Origin of the sequence: Saccharopolyspora hattusasensis, from assembly GCF_050972075.1 — a bacterium.
In the GTDB taxonomy this organism is placed as follows: Bacteria; Actinomycetota; Actinomycetes; order Mycobacteriales; family Pseudonocardiaceae; genus Saccharopolyspora; species Saccharopolyspora hattusasensis.
On the sequence record NZ_JBPCDC010000001.1, the window covers coordinates 406,101 to 425,739 of the forward strand.

Below are 19,639 nucleotides of genomic sequence, written 5' to 3' on the forward strand. Positions count from 1 at the left end.
GTCAGCTCACCCACACGTCGAGCAGCAGGGGGATGTTGTCGGAGCCGAGGCCGAAGCCCTTCACGCGTGCCTGCGCGCCGTAGGTCCGCTTGCCGACGTACGTGGGCAGGATGTACGCCTCGGTGAGGACCTTGTGCTGGACCTTCGAGTAGAGCTGGTTCTGCGCCGCCGTGTCCTGGGCCTTGAGAGCCTGGTCGAGCCAGCCGTCGATCTCCGGGTCGTGGGCGCGGCTGACGTTCGCCCCGCCCGCCGAGGGCAGCTGGGTGGAGTGGAACAGCGAACGCAGCAACGACGCGTCGGTGCCGGTCGGTGCTGCCGCGCCGACGTGGTAGTCGCCCGATCCCAGCGCCTGGACGATGCCCGCGGTGTCCAGCGGCCGGAGCACGAGCTCGATGCCCACCTGCTTCACTGCGTCCTTGAGTGCTGTGTGGTAGTTCTTCTGCTCCTGCGTCGTGTACTCCGCGGCGTAGGCGAGGGTCACGCTCAGGCGTTGGCCGTCGCGTGTGCGGTACCCGTCTCCGTCGGTGGCCGCGTAGCCGGCCTGCTCCAGTAGCTGGACGGCCTGATCCCGGTTGTAGCCCCAGGTGTTCCCCACCGACGGGTCGTAGCCCGGGGTGGAGGACGTGAGCGCGGACGAGCCGCTTGTGTAGGCGTCCTGGAACAGGCCCTGCGTGATCGACTTGGTGTCCACAGCGGACTGGAACGCCAGGCGAACCGTCTTGTCGTCGAAGGGCGCCTTCGTGGTGTTGAGGCTGTAGGTGAAGGGGGAACCGAGGTTGTCCCGGCCGGTGAGCGTGATCGCGGACTGCGTGCGCAGTTCGGCGAGCCGGGTCGCGGGAACCTGGTCGGCGACGTCGAGCTGGCCCGAGGTGAGCGCGCCGACGCGGGCGGCGTCATCGCTGATGAACTCGACCGAGTACTGGTCGAGGTAGGCGTCGCCCTGGCGCGCCTGCGATGGCGGCGACCACAGGTAGCCGGTGCGCCGGGTGAACACGGCCCGCTGTCCCGGAATCAGCGACGAGAACTGGAACGGACCGGTGCTGACCACGGACTTGCCGCCTGCCGCGATGCCGGCGGCGTTCGCGCGAAGTACCGCGGGCGAGTGGAAACCGAGATAGGGCGAGGCGAGGCCGCCGAGCAGCGGCGAGTATGGGCTGCTGAGCCGGATCCGGACCGTGTGCTCGTCGAGCACGTCCGTGCCGGCGTAGGGGCCGAGCAGGGTTTTGGCGTTGCGCGATTTCGTGGCCGGCGCGACGACGTGGTCGAGGTTATCCTTCACGGCTTGGGCGTTGAACTGCGTGCCGTCGTGGAACGTGACGTCGTCGCGGAGCACGAACGTGTAGGCCAGCCCGTCGGCCGAGATCTGCCACGCCTTCGCCAGCCAGGGCTCGAAAGTGCCGTCCTGCTTGCGGTTGACCAGCGAGTCGTACACCGCGCGCAGCGCGAGCGCGGACAGGGTGGAGACCGAGACGTGGACGTCCCAGCTGTCGGGCTCACCGGTGGTGGCGAAGGCGAGGTTGCCGCCGCTTTTCGCCGCGCCCCCGGCCGCGGAGTCCGGGCCGCTCGCGCAGGCCGCGAGTCCCGTCGCCCCCAGACCGGCGGCGAGCGTACCCGCCGACAGGGCGAGGAACTTTCTACGGCTGTACATGTGGTGCTCCGTTTCTGGTGATCGGCGGGCCGCCCGCGGGAGCGAGTCCGGCGGCTTGCGCCAGCCGCCGGAACGAGCCCCGCCGATCTTCGGGATCGTGGATGTTGGAGATCGCCATGACCTCGTCGGCGCCGCTGGCGTCGACGAGCGCCGTGAGACGTTGCGCGACGTGGTCGACGCCGCCGACGATGTCGGCGCGGAGGTCGAGGGTGTCCCGCGCGGCCGCCTGGGCGTCGGTCAGGCGCCGGCCGAGCGCGCGGTCCACCGGTTCGAGTGCGCTGGGGTTTCCGGTGAGGTACTCAAGCACGGCGAGACGTTCCGGGGCCGCCAGCGCGGCGGCGTGCTCTTCGTCCTCGCCGACCCAGATGCGGGCGGCGAGGATAGCCAGTGGCTGGTCTCCCTCGAAGGCGGGCACGAACAGCTCGCGGTAGCGGCGCAGTGCACTGGCTGCGTTTGCGGGATTCTTGTTCACGCTCAGGAACGCGTAGCCGAGGCCGGTGCGCGCCGCGGTCTCGGCGCTGCCGACGCTGGCGCCGAGCAGGAAGACGGGTGGCAGCGGCACCCCGTCGGGTGAGGCGGTCAGGACGGAATATGGGTCCTCGGGCGCCAGTTTCAGCCTGCCGCCCGCGCCGAGCAGCCGGCGCAGGTGCTCGCCGAACATCTCCACGCCGTCGGTGGTGCGCAGCAAGGCGTCTCGGGTCGCGTCGTCACCGGTCCCGGTGGACCGGCCCACGCCGAGATCGATGCGGCCTGGATGCAGCGCTTCGAGCGTGCGGAACTGTTCGGCCACGTGCAGCGGCGCATGGTTGGGCAGCATCATCCCGCCCGAACCGACCCGCAGCCTGCTCGTCCGGTCGGCGAGATGCCCGATGACGACCTCGGGCGCGGCTATGCCCATGTTCCGCACGCCGTGGTGTTCGGCCACCCAGAACCGGGTGTAGCCAATCTCGTCGGCCAGCCGGGCGAGTTCGACGGTCTCGTGGAGGGTCTGCGCCGGGCTGGTCTCCGCGGAGACGGGGCCCTGGTCGACGATCGAGAGCGCGACCATCACATTGCCTGCGCCAGCGGGCGGCGGACGGCGACGTCTGGGATCGGGAGCCCGTAGTGCTCGCGCAGTGTGGCGCCCTGGTAGTCGGTGCGGAATAGTCCGCGCCGCTGCAGCACCGGCACGACGTGGTCGACGAACGCGGGCAACCCGTCGACGGTGACATCGGGCATGATCGTGAACCCGCCGACCACGCCGGAGGCGAACCAGCTCTCGATGAGGTCGGCGATCTGTTCGGGCGCGCCGGCAGCCACCACGTGACCGCCTCCGCCGCCGCGGCGGATCACATCCCGCACCGTGCGTCCTTCGTACGCGAGCCGGGCGGCGGCGCGGGCGTGGCCACGGACCTGGGTCAGCGAATCGCGAAGCGCGTGCGGCACCGGGCGGTCCAGTTCGAGTGCGTCCGGGTTCAGGCCCAGCTGCGCGGCCAGGCCTAGCACCGCACCGCGCGTGCCCGCCAGCTCGTCCAGTTCCTGGCGCCGGCGCAAGGCTTCCTCTTCCGTGCCGCCGACCGAGGTGATCAGGCCCGGCAGAATCAGCACGGCATCCCGGGACCGGCCGAAGGCCTCGGCCCGCGACCGCAAGGCGTCCACTTCGGACCTTGCGGTGTCCACATCGGTCACCGCGGTGAACATCGCCTCGCCCGTGCGGGCGGTGAGTGTGCGGACGTCGTCGGACACGCCGGCGTGGTAGATCACGGGATAGCCCTGTTCCGAGGGCGGCAGGCTGATCGGGCCGCGCACGTCAAACTGCGCGCCGTGGTGATCGATGGGCCGGATTCCTGCCATATCCGCGTAGACGCCGGACTCGACATCGGCGCCCAGCGCGCTGGGCGCCCAGCTGCGCCAGAGGTCGAGTACCACCGCGATGAACTCCTCGGCGCGGGCGTAGCGGTCCTGGCTGGTCGGCTCTTGGGCGACGAAGTTGCCCGAGACGCGCGGGCCGGAGGTGGTGACCGCGTTCCAGCCCGCGCGGCCGTGGCTGATCAGGTCCAGCGCCCGGAACCGGCGCGCGATGTTGAACGGCTCGTTGAACGTCGTCGACGCGGTCCCGACCAGCCCGATCCGCTGCGTGACCACGGCCATCGCGGTCAGGATCAGCGTCGGTTCGAGGCCGTTGACCTGCGGGTAGTCGCCGATGTCGGCGTGCAGTCCCGGCACGTCGGCAAGGAAGATCGAATCCAGCTTTCCCCGCTCGGCGACCTTCGCGACCTCGAGATATCCCTCGATCCGCGCGAACGCGACCGGATCCGCGCCGGGCCACCGCCACGCACCCGGGTGGTGGCCTGCCGCCACCGGGTGAACGCTGAGATGTAGCTCGCGTTCACTCAGCACTGTGGACACTCGCCTCGCTCCTTCGCCTCTCGACTGCTCCATTCGGCAGGGAGTGTGACATCAGAATCGGCAACAAGTCGAGGTCATCTCATGTTATGGTACGAACTCAACTCGAGGTATCCTCACGTTACTCGAATTCGCATTGGGAGGCCGATTCATGAGCACCGAAGCCGATCCGGGCACCGGCACTGCGGGTGCCGCTCCCCCGCGTGCCTGGGGTCTAGTCCTCATCGCGATCGTCGGCGCCGAGTTCATGCTGCAACTGGACGGCACGATCGTCGCCGTCGCACTTCCCGACCTGCAGGCCCATCTGGACCTCGGCATCACGTCCGCGTCGTGGGTGGTCAACGGGTTCTTCCTGGCGTTCGGCGGGCTGCTCCTGCTCTCCGGGCGGCTCGGCGACGTGCTCGGCCATCGCCGCGTGTTTCTCGCCGGCGTCGGGCTAGTGACCATCGCGTCCCTCGTCGCCGGGCTGGCACCCAACTTCCCGGTGCTGCTCATCGGCCGGATCCTGCAGGGCGCCGGCGCTGCGGTGGCCGGACCGACCGGGCTGGCGCTGCTCACCATCCTCGCGACCGAGGACCGGCGGCAGCGCGCCTTCGGCCTCTACTCGACTGTCACTGGTCTGGGCGCGTCCGCTGGCATGGTGCTCGGCGGCGTGCTGACGTGGGCCGGGGAATGGCGGTGGAGCCTGCTGGTCAACGTGCCGATCGGGCTGGCGATCGTCCTCATCGGACTGCGCGTGCTCGGCGGCCACGACGCCCCGACCACCCGGCGCCCGCTGGCGCTGCCCAGCGCGCTGCTCGTCGTCGCGGCGCTGACCTCGCTCGTCTACGGGCTCGTCCGTGCGGCCGACCACAGCTGGGGCGACACCTGGACCCTCATTCCGCTGACCCTGTTCGTCGTGCTGGCCATCGTCGTGATCGCGGTGGACTCCCGGGCCGCGGAACCCCTGTTGCCCCAGCGGGTGTTCGCCAACCGTGCCCGCGTCGGCGGTTTCGTCAACCTGCTGCTGCTCGCCGCGGTGCTGACGAGCTTCCTGGTGTACTCGAACCAGTACCTGCACACCGTGCTCGGCTTCACGCCGCTGCAGACCGGACTGGCGATCCTGCCGTTCGGCGTCGCGATCCTGCTCAGTACCCAGTTCCTGACCAAGGTCCTCGCCCGGTTCGACCTGAAGGTGCGTGCCGTCGCGGGGCTCGTCCTCGTGCTCGGGGCCGTGCTGTGGCTGTCGCGTTTGGACGGATCGTCATCCTACGCGACCGATGTGCTCCCCCAGATCATCATTCTCGGCGTCGGAGTTGGCGTGGCGATCGTGCCGTTCAACATGATCGTGCTGTCCACGGCCGCGCCCGAGGACACCGGCGTCACGGCCGGGTTACTGCAGACGGCCCTGACGGTCGGCGGCTCCGTCGGGACGGCGGTGCTGCTCATCCCGTTCACCTCGGGCAGCGGCCGGATCGCCGACACGATCTCGGACGTCTTCCTATGGGGCGTGGGTATCGCGATCGTGCAACTGCTCGTCGCGTGCGTGTTCTGGTTCGGGCCGGACACCCGCACCGAGGCCACGTAATCCGAGGTACGCTCGGCTTGAGTCTCGGGAGGATATGTGAAACCAGCCGCCGGTCGGGGTCGCCTTGCACAGCGTCCGAAGCGCGCTGATGGGCGGCGTAACTACGACGGCATCCTCGCCGCCGCGGGCGCGGCGTTCAACGCCCGCGGTGCCGACGCCTCCCTCGAGGAGATCGCGCGGGCGGCAGGCGTGGCCATTGGCACACTGTACGGGCACTTCCCCACCCGCGAGTCGCTGATCGAAGCGTCGGTGCGGGATGGTCTCGAAACCGTATGCGATCGCGCCGACGCACTGGCCGCCGGATCGAAGCCGCTGGAAGCGCTTACCGGATGGTTGCCACTGGCGATCGCGCACTGCAGCACCTTCCGCGGTCTCGTGGGCTTCCTGGCCGCGTCCTCGTACGACGAAGGCACCCCGCTGCACCACTCGTGCACACGCATGCACGAGACCGGCGCACGGCTGCTGCACCGCGCCCAGGAAGCCGGGCACGTCCGGTCCGACCTCACGCCCGAAGAGCTCTTCGCGATCATCACGTCGGCGGCGTGGGCTCGCGAGAATTCCGCGCCGGGCCACGATCAGAGCGTCCGGTTGCTCGAACTCATCCTCGATGGGATCACAGTGACGCCGCAGCGCCGCCAGGGCTGACGGAGTTCGGAGCCTTCAGCCCGCCTTTAGGCCGGACGGTCATGGTATCGGCGATGATCCGCAAAAGAAGCGACGAGTGAGCCTGGTCCAGGCGAGGGGCTGAACGTCGCGTTCGGCCAGGGCGCCACACTCGTGGTGCGGGTCCGTGGACGGGAGGGCATCCACGGGGCACCGCAGAACGGCGACGCTCGACAAGTCCTTAGCGCGCAGGGCGTTACACATCGCAGAGGAGGCATCGGTCAGTGTCAGCGTGATGTCAGCAAGTGCCGCGGTCCTCCATAATTCACCGGTCCCTGCACAGGCCTCCAGGACGTGCCACTCCCAGGGTGCAGGGGAAGGTGATCCAGGACCCAGGCGTGCCATGATCGAGGATTGGTTCCGTGACGATGTATGGCGATGCGGGAGCCGGGCCGACCGGTGGAACCGTACTGACGTGCCGCGCGCTGGTCGGCGTGACCGTTCATCCCGACCATCGTCCTCTGCATTCGCCGCTGACGACCTGCGGTCCACACTTTGCGGCTGCCCGTCCCGCAGACCGCATATTCGGGGCCGGAATCAGCTGCCATCGGACGCGCACCGCCACGAACTCGGTTCTCTGCCGGAAAACGAGGAGTTGGTCGCGACGTCGTGCAACGGCGGGACCTCATTCCCGGAGGCGATACCCGCCGCCGCACGGAACATGTTCGTGTGGTTGACCTTCTCCCAGAAGCTGGACGCGGTGATCTCGGGCTGTGAGGCCGCGTGGGCCTACTTCGGCGGGGTGTTCAAGGTCGTCACCCCGGACAACATGGCCGCGATCGTCGCCGACGCCGACCCGGTCAATCCGCGCTTCACCGCTGGGTGGCTGGACAACGCCCAGCATTGCGGCTTCGGAACAGACGCCACCCGTGTTCGCCATCCTCGTGACAAGCCGAGGGTCGAGCGGATGGTTCAGTACGTGCGCGGGAATTTCTACGAGTCGTGCCGGTATGGTTCCCACAGGAAGCATCGGCGAATCTCCCGGACAACGGGCGGTTACAAGCAACGCCGATGCTTCCTCCATCTTCAGGCCAGCTCACGCCGCCACGCCGAGCATCTCGGCATCAACTCACCAGATCAACTCACCAATAACTGATCGCGGTAGGGACCGCCCTCGCGGGCGGCCCCCGCACAGATCCCAGCGTGCGCTACTAACGCACTGGGCTCCTGCCTCGGGTCCTGGCATCAAAGCGCCTCTCAGGGAAGGGATGCTTCACGCGGGCGGGTGGTAGCCATCGAGTCTCGAGGCGGTGCATCCGCGTCCAGTCAAGGCGAGTGCGTTGGCTTCGGCACCGCAGCGCCTTGTACCAGTGCCGCGTTGCCTGGGTGCGGAAAGCCGCAACCGCGTCGGTGTTGCCGGGCACGGCGTAGTAGGCGAGGTGTCCGCTTCCCACGCTGGCCAGCCACAGCCCCTGTTCCGGGATGGGCAGATGCCGACGTCGCTTGAGCTGGTCTTTGACCTCGGCCAGCTTCGCCCGCATCCGTTTCGAGATGGTCTTACGCTTCACCCAGAACCGCCCGGTCCTCGTTTTACCGCAGATGTGCGTGAATCCAAGGAAATCGAACGTCTCGGGCTTCCCGACACCCCGCGCCGCTCGGGCTCGGGCGGCGTGCCGACCGAACTCGATCAACCGGGTTTTGTCGGGGTGCAGCTCCAAACCAAACTTCGCGAACCGCTCGCGAAGACCGGCAAGGAATCGCTGCGCGTCCTCCTGATACTCGAATCCCGCAACGAAGTCGTCCGCGAAGCGCACAATGATCATGTCACCGCGCGCATAGCGGCTCCTCCACCACTGGGCCCACAAGTCGAAGACGTAATGGAGGTAGACGTTCGCGAGCAGCGGCGATGCCGATGCCCCTTGTGGTGCTCCCTCCGAGGTCTCCGACAGTTCCCCGTTCTCGATGACCCCTGCGCTCAGCCACTTGCCGATCAGACGCAGGACCCGCTGATCCGCAATCCGGTGCTCCAAGAACTTCACCAGCCAACGATGATCAAGATTGGTGAAGAACTCGCGGATATCCGCGTCGAGCACCCAGTTCACCTTCTTCCGCGAAATCCCGACCGTGAGCGCGTCCAACGCGTAATGCGGGCCGCGCCCTGGCCGGAACCCGTAGGAAAAACCCAGGAAGTCCACCTCGTAAACGGCGCCGAGCACCTCGACAACGGCCCGTTGGAGGATCTTGTCCTCCAACGTGGCGATGCCCAACGGTCGCTGCCGCCCATCCGCCTTCGGGATGTATACGCGCCGCGACGGACTCGCCCGGTAAGCGCCGCTGTGCACCCGCACGAGCAGGTCCCGGAGGTTGGCCTCCAACTCCTGCCCATAGTCCTCCCACCTCACACCGTCCACTCCCGGCGCGGCCTGTGGGCGAATCGCCCAGTAGGCCGCCCGAAGACGATTCAGGTCGACGTGGTGCAGCAGCGCGGTGAACCGCGCTTCCTTGTCCCTTCGAGCTACTTCACGCACACGATCCAGCCCGTGTGGCACGCCTGGCCCGGCCCTGTGTCCGGGACGTGTCGGCCTGGCCGTGTTCCCCTTGGCCAGCCCCCTTTCCTCCACCACCTCCACGACCGAAGTCTTGTTCGGCGGCTTCGCAGGTACTACGGGGCTGTCAGACTCCCCACGCTCGTTCATCTCAGGCTTACCGCCTCAGCGTTTCCTGAGCGGCCCGCCCGGCCATCACACCGACGGGCGAGCGTGGGATCTCCCGGTTCTCGCGCATGAAGATTCCGTACATGCACAGGTTCTCCGACCGCGCGGGGTCCCCTGACGACTCGCGCATAACGTCGCCAGCGATGTTGCCTTCCGCCTGTTTCGACGACGTCGGCACCCCGGACACCTTGATTTCGCGGCTCAATAGCCCAGCCTGCACGTACCCCTGTCAACGCTTCGCCGACGCCCTCACGGACGCCAACGCATGACTCGGGGCCACCGTGGGTCGCTAGCCCTTCGATGGTCGCGGTAGGGACCGCCCTCACGGGCGGCCCCCCGCACAGATCCCAGCGTGCGGAACTACCGCACTGGGCTCCTGCCTTAGGTTCTGGCGGCGAAGCGCTCGCTGGGCCAAGGATGCGTGATACGAGCCTGCGGTAGCCACCGGTTGGCCAGCCGGTTCATCCGTTCCCAGGTCAAGCGGGTGCGCTGGCTACGTCGCCGAAGCGCCCGATACCAGTGCCGTGTCACCTGATCCCGGAAGTCGTTCACCGCTGCGCTGTTGCCGGGCACGGCATAGTAAGCAAAGTGCCCGCGCACCACGCTGGCCAGCCATGTGCTCTGTTCGGGGACGGACAGATGCCGGCGTCGCATCAGCTCGGTCTTCACCTCACCAAGCTTCGCCCGCAACCGCTTCGAGATCGTGAACCGCCGCAACCCGAAGCGTCCGGTCCGGGTCTTTCCGCAGATATGCGTAAAGCCCAGGAAGTCGAACGTCTCCGGCTTGCCCAGTCCCTGCTTCCGTCGATTCCCGGCGGCGAACCGGCAAAACTCGATCAGTCGCGTCTTCTCCGGGTGCGGCTCCAGCCCAAACTTCGCGAACCGCTCGCGAAGCTCGCCGAGGAACCGCTCGGCGTCCTGTCGATACTCGAACCCCACGATGAAGTCATCCGCCCACCGCACGATGATCACGTCACCGTGCGCGTGGTGGCTTCTCCACCAGTCAGCCCACAGGTCGAGGACGTAGTGCAGGTAGACATTGGCCAAAAGCGGGGACGCCGATGCCCCCTGCGGTGAGCCCTTGTCGCTCTGCGTCCACGTCCCGTCCTCGACGACCCCCGCAGCCAACCACTTGTCGATCAGCCGCAAGACCCGCTTGTCCGCAATCCGGTGCTCAAGAAACTTTCTCAGCCAAGCCCGATCAAGCTGACCGAAAAAGTCACGGATATCCGCGTCAAGCACCCAGTTCACCTTCTTCCGCTCGATCCCGACCGCCAACGCATCCAACGCGTCGTGAGGCTTACGCCCCGGCCTGAACCCATAGGAAAAGCCCCGGAAGTCCACCTCGTAGATCGCGTTCAACACCTCGACGACCGCCCGCTGGACAATCTTGTCCTCCAACGCGGCGATCCCGAGCGGCCGCTGCCGCCCATCTGCCTTCGGGATGTACGCCCTCCGCGAGGGTTTCGCCCGGTACCCGCCGCTATGAACACGGGCATGCAGATCATGAAGATTCGCCTCCAGATCCTGCCCGTAGACCTCCCATGTCACCCCGTCCACCCCCGGCGCGGCGTTCGGGCGAATCGCCCAATACGCCTTCCGCAAGCGATCCAGGTCGACATGGTGCAGCAGCGCGGTGAACCGCGCATCCCTATCCCGTCGTGCCACTTGCCGCACACGAGCCAGCGCACTGGGCACACCCGATCCGGCTCTGTGTCCGGGGCGTGTTTTGCTGGCCGTGTTCCCCTTGGCCGACCCCCTTTCCTCCCCCACCTCCGCCACCACAGGCGCGGCTTTGTTCGGCGGGTTCGCAGGTACTACGGGGCCGTCCGACTTCCCACACTCGTTCATCCCAGGCTTACCGCCTCAGCGTTCCCTGGACGGCCCGCACACAGATCAGGTGAACGGGCGAGCATGGGATCTCCCGGTTCTCGCACATGAGGACTCCGTACATGCACAGGTTCTCCGACCGCGCGGGGCCCACTGGCGACTCGCGATAACGCCGCCAGCAGTGTTGCCTTCCGCCGCTCCAACAACGTCAGCACCCCGAAGTGGGGATTTCGCGGCTCCATAGCCCGGCCTGCACGTACCCCTGTCCAACGCTTCGCCACGCCCTCACGGGTCGTCGACGCATGGCTCGGGGCCACCGTGGATCGCTACTCCTTCGATGTCGGGCGCTTTCATCCCTTTCCTCATGCCGGTTTACCCCGGCGCTTCCTAGAGCTCTCTCATCTCCTTCTCCATGCCGGTTTATCCCGGCGCTCCGAAACCACAGCTGAGGTTTCGCAGTTTTGGGGGTGCCACGATCGGTTGATCTTAGTGTCGGGTGGGGTGGCGGGGCCGGAGATAGCGGAAGCATCGGCGTGCTACAACCGCCCGCTGATGGGGAGATTCGCCGATGCCTCCTGCTGGAACCGTACTCGTTCCCTACTGTGTGTGCTGGAGGGGGTGCGGTCGGTGTTCACCGCGCCGAGCTTCACCACGTTCACGCAGTTGGTGACCGGGTTTGGCGGCTACGGGCCCGCGGACGGTGACCGGGATGTGGGGCGCGGCCGGGCTGGCGGGGGTGTCGCATCACGCCCGGGGACACCGGTTTTTCGCCGATGCCCGCTGGAGTCCGGACGCCCTGGGGCTGGCGCTGGCCCGGCTGGTGGTGGCCCGTCTCATCGATAACGGCCGGCCGCTGCGGGTGGCTCGGCCACCGCCCGGCGCGTAGTGTGCTTCGAGCCCGCGCAGCCCAGCCCGACGAGCTTGTCGTGCGCCACATCCGCGCGGATCTTGCCCTTCAGGCGGTCTACCCACTCCTCCAGCTTCGGCAAGAACTCATCCACCAGCATCGGCCGCCGCTCGGCACGCCCCGGTGTCAGCCGGCCCGCTTCATGGGCCTGCACATAGTGCGCGACCGTGTGATGCGAGCACCCGGCAAGCTCCGCCGCATCACGATACGAACCGGTCAAATCGAACGCTTCTAGAATCTGCATGATCTCCTCGGCAGACTTCACTCGTCCCTCCTCGGGAACCGAGCAACGGTTTGGTCACCGCAAAGCTCAGCCGAGGAGAAGCACCCCATACCCCGTAGGCACAGGTCGAACAACAAGTCATGTCGGGCAGATCTCGTGACCGTCAGCGGGCAAAGCTCATGACCGCCACCGGGCACTCAACTGGCCTTACCCGGGCAGTTTCCCGCGGCCACCGACAGCGGCCGCGCATCCCACGTGATCGCGCCAGGCCAGGCGAGATGGGAGTCGGAGCTAGCCACACCGAGTTGCGTACGACTGATTCTCACGTTCGACGGGTCATCATCCGCCGAGCGGCACGGCGCCGACTGAACCAACAGCGCCCCGTTCGAAAGGGCTGACGTGGGAGCGCGTTCGTCAATACGACAGCATGTGTCCCGTCCTTCGAGCAACCAACGTTTCCGCAGCGCACGAAGTAACATCGCCTGTCCCGCAAAGGCGTCCGGCGAGACACCAGCTGAACAGCGAAACTCCCCTGCTACAACCACTTTCGCTGCTGCTTCTCGGGCCTGTCCGCAGAAGGCGCCAGTCCCCCGCCCGGCGGACCGGAGGGGACTGGCAGTCTTCAGCGGATGGTGGTGCGGGACAGGGACAGCGTCTTCGTCTCGGCGACCAGGAAGACCACCGCCAGGAGGCTGAGCACTGCGCCGCCCATCAGGTAGAACGCCGGGGCGCTCGGGTTACCGGAGGTGCCCACCAGCCAGGTCGCCACGAACGGCGCGGTACCGCCGAACAGGACGTAGGCGGCGGTGTAGCCCATGGCCGAACCGCTGGCCCGCAAGTGCGCCGGAAACAGCTCGACCATCGCCGGGACGTTGCTGGTGCCGATCGTCGCCACCAGCACCGCCAGCACCGAGCTGCCCATCACGGCGCCCAGCAGGCTGGTCTCCATGAGCAGGAACGCGGGCATGGTCAGCACGACGAAACCGGCGCAGGCGGCCAGCAGCATCGGGCGTCGGCCGAAACGGTCGCTGGCCATCGCCATCAGCGGGCACGCCACTGTGTAGGCCAGCATCGAGAGCACGTTCGTCAGCAGCGCCTCGGTCTTGGTGTAACCCAAGGACGTCGACATGTAGGAGATCATGTAGCTGCTCATAAAGTAGTAGCCCACCGCGTTAGTGATGCTGTAGGCGAACAGCGCGAAGATCTGCTTGCGCGCCACCTTGAACGCGTCCCGCAGCGGCGTCCGCGTCGTGCTCTCCGCGTTCTCGAGCGTGCGGAACACCGGCGTGTCCGCTATCCGGGAACGCAGGTAAAGCCCGATCGCGCCGAGCGGACCGGCGATCAGGAACGGGATCCGCCATCCCCAGGACTGCAGCGCGTCCTCGGACAACACGCCGGTGAGCAGTACACCCACCCCGGACCCGACCACTGCCGCCACGCCGACGGTCATCGGCACGACGCTGGCGTAGCGAGCCCGTCGACCGTCCGGGGCGTACTCCATGATGAACGAGGAGGCGCCGGTGTACTCACCACCGGTGGAGAAGCCCTGCACCATGCGCATGACCAGCAGGAGCAGCGGCGCGGCCAGGCCGATGGTCGTGTACGTGGGCAGCAGCCCGATGACCAACGTCGAGGCGCTCATGCACAGCACGCTCAACGCCAGCGCGCGGTTGCGTCCGACCCGGTCGCCGAAGCGCCCGAAGAAAAGCGCCCCGATCGGGCGGGCGACGAAGCCCGCGCCGAAGATCGCCCAGGTCGCGAGCAGCGCTGCGGCCGGGTCGAAGCGCGGGAAGAACAACATCGCGATGGTGGCCGACATGACGGCGTAGGCACCGGAGTCGAACCACTCGACGAAGTTGCCGATGGCGGTGGCGAGGGTGACCCGGCGCCGCGTCCTGGCCATCTCGGCCGTCGGTGGTTGCGCGGTGGTGAGCTGGTCCGGTGGCATTTCCGAACTCCTGTCCATTGCGTCCGGTGCTTCGCCCGGCATCTGTCGTAGCAGGGAAACCTGTGGGGTCTGGCAAAACACGCGGTGGGGCATCGGGTGGACCGGTGCCCCACCACCGCAACTCAGGCGAGATCCCGCCGCCGCAGCTCGGCGCGCTGGATCTTCCCGGTCGCCGACCGCGGAAGTCGCAGGTCGAACTCGACCAGCCGCGGGCAGGCGAACCGGGAGTAGTTCTCCTTGGCGAAGAACATGATCTGCTCGCCCAGCTCCGGACTCGGTGCGAACCCATCGGCGAGCTCGATCCAGGCCTTGACCACCTGGCCGCGGACCGGGTCCGGCACACCCACCACCCCGGCGTCGGCGACCGCCGGGTGTTCGCGCAGCGCCGCCTCAACCTCGTACGGCCCGACCCGGTATCCGGAGGTCTTGATGACGTCATCGGTGCGCCCGAGGAACCAGTAGTAGCCGTCGGAATCCATCACCGCCTGGTCCTTGGTGTGGTACCAGTCGCCGCTGAAGTCCTTCTCCGACGCCTCCGGTCGCTGCCAGTAACCCAGTGGGAACTGCGGGTTGCTGCCCGCGCGCAGGCAGATCTCGCCGGGCTGCCCCGGTTCGACCGGCCTCTCCTGCTCGTCCAGCAGCGCTACGTCCCAGCCGGGCAGCGGGCGACCCATGGAACCCGGTTTGACCGGAACGCCCGGGAAGTTGCCCACCAGCGGGTAGGACTCGGTGGAGCCGTAGTAGTCCAGCAGGGTCACGCCGAACTGCTCGCGGAACCAGTCGATGAGGTCGGCCGAGAGGGGCTCGTTGGCGCAGCACACCACCCGCAGCGACTGCGGGTGGCGGATCCCCGCATCGGGGACCTCCGCGCGCATCTTGCGCACGAGGGTCGGGTTCACTAGCGCTGTGGTGACCCGGTTGCGAGCCATGGCGGCCAGCAGCCCGTCCGGGTCGAACCCGGCCGCAGGTCGGTAGACCAGGTGCGCGGCGCCCACCCACAGCGGTCCCATGAGCTTGGCCATCGACCACGCCCAGTCGCCCGCGCCGTAGAAGACGTCCCCGGGGCGGAGATCGTGGCAGTACTGGAACTCGTTGTGTCCCAGCAGGGTTCGGTGCGCATGTACGATCCCCTTCGCCTCGCCCGTGGTGCCGGAGGTGTAGAAGATCAGCGCCGGATCGTCGGCCGCGGTGTCCACCGTGGCGAACTCCGCCGGACGCCGCCCGATCGCCGGGTCGTCCACGCTCACCAGGCGTGCCCCGGCCTCGCGGGCGAGCGGCCGGACGCGCTCCAGCTCTGCCTGCTCGGTGAGCAGGACGGTGCTGCCGGAGTCGGCGAGCCGGTAGGCGATCGGCTCGTCCGCCCATAGCAGCGACATGGTCACCAGCACGGCTCCAGTCCGCAGCACCCCGAGGTAGGTCGCCGGGGTGTCCGGCCGCTGCGGCAGCAGCACCGCCACCCGGTCGCCCTTGCGGACTCCGAGCTCGTGCAGGTGCGCGGCCACCCGCCGGGACCGCTCGCGGACTTCCGCCCAGCTCACCTCCTGGTGTCGGCCGGTGTGGTCCTCGAAGATCAGCGCGGTCCGGTCGGCCGGGTGGTGGTCGGCGACGTCGGCGGCCATGTTGTAGCGCTCGGGCACGTGCCAGCGCTGACCGGCGATCAGCTCGCGGTAGGCGCGCTCGCCTGCGGCGAGTTCCGCGGATGGCACGCCTGGGTGTTCGGATTCGATGGTGCTCATGCGGGCTGGTGCACTCCTGTTCATGCGGTGGTGGTCAGCGGCGCTTGCTCAGGAACCGGTCCATCTCGCGCTGCGGTTCGCCGGTGGCGTAGGCGGCGGCGTGTACCCTCTTCGCCGCTTCGATGGCATCGGTGAGCGCAGCATCGTCGATCTCGCGCAGCCGCGCCTTGGTCAGTCCCACGGCGCCCGGCGGGAGTTCGGTGAGCTTCGTAGCGAGCGCGATCGCCTTGTCGAGCACGGCGTCCTCGTCGACCAGCTCAGTCAGCAAGCCGAGCCGCTGGGCCTCCACCCCGTCGACCAGCTCCGCGGTGAGCGTGAACTCGATCGTTTTGGCCTTGCCGAGAATGTCCCACATCGCCCAGATCCCGGTGATGCTCGGAATTCCGGACCGCGCCTCGGGCTGCCCCATGCGCACTCCGGCATGCCCGACCCGGAGGTCGGCCAGCAGTGCGAACTGGAACCCGGAACCGGCCGTGACCCCGTTGATCGCGGCGACGGTGGGCTTGTCGATGTCGCGCACCGCCCGGAACAACGTGTCGAAGCTGTCGATCCAAGCCTCCGCCGCGGCGTGGTCCGACTGATCGATCGCAGCCGTCTCAGCGAGGTCCTGACCAGCACAGAAGGCCCGCCCAGCACCGGTGATCACCACCGCGCGGCAGGCCTCGTCCGCGCCGAGCTCGGCGAAGATCTCCACCAGCCGGGTGCGCATATCGTGAGTCCAGGCGTTCAGCTTGGCCGGCCGGTTGAGCGTGACCACGCCGACGGTGCCGCCGGGCACCACTTCGCGCCGCAGCAGGACGGTCTCCGTGCTCGAAGCGGTGGCTGCTGGAACGTTCATGGGAATACCTCCAGGAGATCGCGAAAAGCGATCCGGATGCGAAAAAGGCGCGTGACGATTCCGTGGAACAGGGCCGGGAGCTGGGACTTCCAGAACCGGGTGCATGGAATGCAAGCAAGCGGAGCAGCACCGCGTCCAACACCATTCCGCTCCGGCCGTGATATCAAAGCGATATGGAACTCCGCCACCTGCGCTACTTCACAGTGCTGGCCGAGGAGCTGCACTTCGGCCGTGCGGCGGCCCGGCTGCACATGGCGCAGCCACCGCTGTCTCAGCGCATCCGCGACCTAGAGCGGGAGCTCGGGGTGCAGCTGTTCGACCGCGGCCCCCGCCAAGTGCAGCTCACCGAGGCTGGTGCGCTGCTGCTGGAGCATTCGCGCCGGGTGCTGGAGAGCGCCGAATCAGCGCAGGAGGCGATGCGCCGGTTACTGCCCGGGAAGAACGGCGTCGTGCGCGTCGGGATCCCGCCGGACACCATGCCCGTCACGCTGCGCACGATGCTGCACGAGTTCGCCGAACGCGCGCCGGACGTCCTGGTCGACCTGCACGAGCTCACCACCGACGAACAGCTGGCGGCGTTGCGGGAGGGCACCTTGGACGCCGCGATGGTGCGCCACCCCTGCGACATCTCGGGCCTGGACTCCAGCCCGGTCGCCCGCCGCCCGCTCGGCGTGCTGCTCCCCACCGAGCATCCGTTCGCCGGCCCGGAACCGGTGCGGTTGCGGGACCTCAATGGTCAACCGCTGGTGATCTTCCCGCGCGCGATGGCGCCGATGCTCTACGACCACGTCCTGTCGATCTGCCGCGCCGAAGGATTCCGCCCCGGCGCGATCCGGCACGCGCGCAACCCGCACTTCGTGCACGGCCTCGTGCTGTCCAGCCGCGGAGTGCACTTCAACGAACCGCCCCCTGGCGAGCCTCGGGCGGGGTTGACCTGGTGCCCGCTGGAGGATTCCCCGCTGTCCTGGCGAACTTCGGTGGTGTGGGTATCGCGGCGAAGGCACGCCGCCATCGACGCCCTGGCCGCGGCCGCCGCGTCGGGCCTGGCCGCGGCCGGCCACCACGCAGAGGACCCGCCCGCGGTCAGCTGATCGTCGCAAGTAGGCGAACCTCTGGCCGGGCGCGGCGCGCTCCGGCAAGACGATCGCGAGCCTGCTGCGGTGGCTGATCTACGTCTCTCAAGCTCCCCGTGGTGGACAGCTGGCCGTCGTTGACCCCACCCGAGACTCGGCCGCACGCAACGTGTTCGCGCCGTGCAAGACCCCACGCACAGCACCCGCTCCCCGACGCCCAACTCACGGCCCAGATCCGGGCGTGACTGGAAACGGGCACGGTCCCAACCAGAAGGCCAAGCCCTGCACGGTTTGCGGGTACTTCAGGCCGTTTCGGGACAGCCGACCCGAGCCGCCCCGATCAGAGTTTCACTGAAACAGCAGGTCACCGCCTTCCCACCTGTCCCGCCCTGGTGCCCCAAGGGATCCCGTACTGGACAGGCGGGACGGTCCGGGGACGTCGGCACTCCATGTAAGTGCTTCGGTAGCAGTGCTTTACATGGGCGGCAATTCCGCCGGTCTGATTTCTAGCTTTTCGTCTCCAGAGATGGGGATCGGCGTGCCCGGGTGCGCCGGTATTCTCGCTTCTTAACGGTGAAAGCGGCGATGGCGAAAGTGTCGCTGTCGGGAATTCCGATGGCGACTTCGCCCTCGCGCGGTTCGCCCGCGATCCAAAGGTGGCGTCGGTTGACGAGTTCGGTGGCGATGTCGGGTGGACAGCTCGCGACGCGGAAACGGGCGCGGGTTCCATCGGGGAACTGGGCCCAGCCCGACATCGGCCGTCCGGGCCGGATGTCCTGTGCCACGACGGCGGCGGCGACTTCTGTCCACGGGCCGGCCGCGAGCAGCCGCACCGGGTACGCGACGCGCGACCGCCAGTTCACGGCGGCCACCACGGCGAGCAGCAGCGGCACCAGCAGCACCCATGGCAGCGCGCCACCCAAGGTGACGAACACCGTGATCTCCAGCGCTACGCCTAGAACCATGACGGCCGAGAGGGCGAACGTACGAAGGCGAAGGTGCCGGCCCAAGGCCGCCCGCGAGATCGGCGCCCGGCCGTACAGGCCGGACTGGGCGGTGGCGAGCGCGGCGTGTGCGAAGTCATCGCTCTCGGGCAACCCGGCGAGCACCCTGCCCGGGAGGGCAGAGGTAACCCAGAGCCGCCCGGTGTGCTCGATCGCCGCGACCAGGGGAATGGGGCAGTCGCGCAGCGTGAAATACCCCGGCGAGCCGTCCGGGAAGATCACGGTCCCCGTGACGTACGGGACGAGAAGGTCGCCATCGGCGAGCTCTTGTTGGTCGATGCGGGCCGGCAATGGTGTCCGCGGACCGGCGAGAAGGCGGAGAGCGCGGAGGGTGCGCGCCCATCGAACCAGCACGAACACCAGCAGGCTCAGACCACAGCCCAGCACGAAAACGGCATAGAGGATGTCGACACCATGCGGGGGATGTTCGGCTATGCCGGCCACGATCGCCGCCGCCGGCAACCAGGCGAACAGCAGCACACATGTCAGCCTGTTGCGGCGGGCCCGTATGCCGGAGCGCGACGACCACGGTCGCGATGACCACCCACCGGTCAGCCAGGGCGGCAGCCGCCGGACGAACACCAGGACCAGCGTGCAGGCGAAGCCCAGAGGCAAACCGATCGCGGTCGTCGATGTCCAGCCACCAGCGAGGTGGATCGCGGCGAGTACAGCGAAGACCCCAAGGAACCACCAGCGCGGACGCCAGGCAACGTCCTCGGCCGCCACCTCGGCCGGCTCGGGAACAGGCGACTTTTCGGCCGCTGATTCAGCTCCGTCGGAAACCACCACCACACCACCCTTGCCCAAACAGACCTGCCGATAGCGTATCGAGCGCGATCTGAGCACTCTCGCGCCGAAGGACACCACAGCAGAGAGTCCCCGCGCCCCACTGCGCTGGCTGGCCGGCGACTTCGGGTTGCGTGATCTCGTCGCCGACAGCGGAAACACAGCAGGCCATCGCCGCACATGAACAGGCCACTGCTCAGGCAGCGGAGGCAAAACTAGATAGCAACGCTGCGCGACGCAGCGACGTCATGTCTCGGGACACCGTCACAAGCAGCGACACGCTGTCGAGTGCGGGATCAACCGCATCAAACGGAACCGATCCGTGGCCACCAGATACGACAAGCTTGCCGTCCGCTACGAGCCACCGTCACCATCGC

General features: G+C 67.9%; 14 protein-coding genes and 1 pseudogene. 4 read left to right on the forward strand and 11 right to left on the reverse strand.

What is annotated here, in order from left to right:
- Position 1 precedes the first annotated feature (1 nt).
- The 3 genes from ACRXBZ_RS02065 to ACRXBZ_RS02075 are packed head-to-tail and all read right to left on the reverse strand — an operon-like array spanning position 2 to position 4,036.
- Positions 2–1,648 (reverse strand): ABC transporter substrate-binding protein, encoded by a 1,647-nt coding sequence (locus tag ACRXBZ_RS02065; protein WP_433877510.1) that lies wholly within the window; start codon positions 1,646–1,648, stop codon positions 2–4.
- On the reverse strand, positions 1,635–2,696 hold the full coding sequence (locus ACRXBZ_RS02070) for an LLM class flavin-dependent oxidoreductase (RefSeq protein WP_433877511.1): 1,062 nt from the start codon (positions 2,694–2,696) through the stop codon (positions 1,635–1,637). The genes ACRXBZ_RS02065 and ACRXBZ_RS02070 overlap by 14 nt, the downstream gene beginning before the upstream one ends.
- Positions 2,696–4,036 (reverse strand): NtaA/DmoA family FMN-dependent monooxygenase, encoded by a 1,341-nt coding sequence (locus ACRXBZ_RS02075; RefSeq protein ID WP_433877512.1) that lies wholly within the window; start codon positions 4,034–4,036, stop codon positions 2,696–2,698. Before ACRXBZ_RS02075 ends, ACRXBZ_RS02070 begins: the two co-directional genes overlap by 1 nt.
- 148 nt (positions 4,037–4,184) lie before the next feature.
- Between ACRXBZ_RS02075 and ACRXBZ_RS02080 the strand changes: the two genes are divergently transcribed.
- The 3 genes from ACRXBZ_RS02080 to ACRXBZ_RS02090 all read left to right on the forward strand — a co-directional run bounded on the left by ACRXBZ_RS02080 (position 4,185) and on the right by ACRXBZ_RS02090 (position 7,359).
- Positions 4,185–5,600 (forward strand): MFS transporter, encoded by a 1,416-nt coding sequence (locus ACRXBZ_RS02080; protein WP_433877513.1) that lies wholly within the window; start codon positions 4,185–4,187, stop codon positions 5,598–5,600.
- A 36-nt stretch (positions 5,601–5,636) separates the two neighbouring features.
- Positions 5,637–6,245: a TetR/AcrR family transcriptional regulator gene (locus tag ACRXBZ_RS02085; protein WP_433877514.1), complete on the forward strand. Its 609-nt coding sequence runs from the start codon at positions 5,637–5,639 to the stop codon at positions 6,243–6,245.
- A 613-nt stretch (positions 6,246–6,858) separates the two neighbouring features.
- Entirely contained in the window at positions 6,859–7,359 is a 501-nt protein-coding gene (locus ACRXBZ_RS02090) for a hypothetical protein (protein WP_433877515.1), read from the forward strand.
- A gap of 55 nt (positions 7,360–7,414) precedes the next feature.
- On the opposite strand, the gene ltrA (ACRXBZ_RS02095) is transcribed toward ACRXBZ_RS02090, so the two are convergent.
- The 7 genes and pseudogenes from ltrA (ACRXBZ_RS02095) to ACRXBZ_RS02125 all read right to left on the reverse strand — a co-directional run bounded on the left by ltrA (ACRXBZ_RS02095) (position 7,415) and on the right by ACRXBZ_RS02125 (position 16,399).
- Entirely contained in the window at positions 7,415–8,899 is a 1,485-nt protein-coding gene (gene ltrA / locus ACRXBZ_RS02095; protein ID WP_433877516.1) for a group II intron reverse transcriptase/maturase, read from the reverse strand.
- Positions 8,900–8,906: 7 nt separating this feature from the next.
- Positions 8,907–9,122, reverse strand: a complete 216-nt coding sequence (locus ACRXBZ_RS02100) for a hypothetical protein (RefSeq protein ID WP_433877517.1) — start codon at positions 9,120–9,122, stop codon at positions 8,907–8,909.
- A gap of 176 nt (positions 9,123–9,298) precedes the next feature.
- Positions 9,299–10,615 carry a group II intron reverse transcriptase/maturase gene (gene ltrA, locus ACRXBZ_RS02105; RefSeq protein WP_433877518.1) on the reverse strand — a complete coding sequence of 439 codons (1,317 nt, stop codon included), beginning with the start codon at positions 10,613–10,615 and terminating at the stop codon, positions 9,299–9,301.
- Between the two features lie 968 nt (positions 10,616–11,583).
- Positions 11,584–11,919: pseudogene (locus tag ACRXBZ_RS02110) on the reverse strand (IS21 family transposase); the annotation flags it as partial.
- A 580-nt stretch (positions 11,920–12,499) separates the two neighbouring features.
- Complete coding sequence (locus tag ACRXBZ_RS02115; RefSeq protein ID WP_433877519.1) at positions 12,500–13,825, reverse strand: MFS transporter; 1,326 nt, start codon at positions 13,823–13,825, stop codon at positions 12,500–12,502.
- 122 nt (positions 13,826–13,947) lie between these two features.
- The gene (locus ACRXBZ_RS02120) at positions 13,948–15,561 is read right to left on the reverse strand and encodes an acetate--CoA ligase (protein WP_433877520.1); all 1,614 of its coding nucleotides are present in this window, start codon (positions 15,559–15,561) and stop codon (positions 13,948–13,950) included.
- A 34-nt stretch (positions 15,562–15,595) separates the two neighbouring features.
- Positions 15,596–16,399: an enoyl-CoA hydratase/isomerase family protein gene (locus tag ACRXBZ_RS02125; protein ID WP_433877521.1), complete on the reverse strand. Its 804-nt coding sequence runs from the start codon at positions 16,397–16,399 to the stop codon at positions 15,596–15,598.
- A 173-nt stretch (positions 16,400–16,572) separates the two neighbouring features.
- Between ACRXBZ_RS02125 and ACRXBZ_RS02130 the strand changes: the two genes are divergently transcribed.
- Positions 16,573–17,490 (forward strand): LysR family transcriptional regulator, encoded by a 918-nt coding sequence (locus ACRXBZ_RS02130; RefSeq protein ID WP_433877522.1) that lies wholly within the window; start codon positions 16,573–16,575, stop codon positions 17,488–17,490.
- 488 nt (positions 17,491–17,978) lie between these two features.
- Here the strand turns inward: ACRXBZ_RS02130 and ACRXBZ_RS02135 are convergent, their stop codons facing one another.
- Entirely contained in the window at positions 17,979–19,265 is a 1,287-nt protein-coding gene (locus tag ACRXBZ_RS02135) for a hypothetical protein (RefSeq protein WP_433877523.1), read from the reverse strand.
- Positions 19,266–19,639: the final 374 nt, after the last annotated feature.

Bases quoted from the DNA above. Each gene is read 5' to 3' on its own strand.
- ACRXBZ_RS02070 (WP_433877511.1), bottom strand. From the start codon at position 2,696: ATGGTCGCGCTCTCGATCGTCGACCAGGGCCCCGTCTCCGCGGAGACC.
- ACRXBZ_RS02080 (WP_433877513.1), top strand. From the start codon at position 4,185: ATGAGCACCGAAGCCGATCCGGGCACCGGCACTGCGGGTGCCGCTCCC.
- ACRXBZ_RS02065 (WP_433877510.1), bottom strand. From the start codon at position 1,648: ATGTACAGCCGTAGAAAGTTCCTCGCCCTGTCGGCGGGTACGCTCGCC.
- ACRXBZ_RS02130 (WP_433877522.1), top strand. From the start codon at position 16,573: ATGGAACTCCGCCACCTGCGCTACTTCACAGTGCTGGCCGAGGAGCTG.
- ACRXBZ_RS02115 (WP_433877519.1), bottom strand. From the start codon at position 13,825: ATGCCACCGGACCAGCTCACCACCGCGCAACCACCGACGGCCGAGATG.
- ltrA (WP_433877516.1), bottom strand. From the start codon at position 8,899: ATGAACGAGCGTGGGGAGTCTGACAGCCCCGTAGTACCTGCGAAGCCG.
- ACRXBZ_RS02120 (WP_433877520.1), bottom strand. From the start codon at position 15,561: ATGAGCACCATCGAATCCGAACACCCAGGCGTGCCATCCGCGGAACTC.
- ACRXBZ_RS02125 (WP_433877521.1), bottom strand. From the start codon at position 16,399: ATGAACGTTCCAGCAGCCACCGCTTCGAGCACGGAGACCGTCCTGCTG.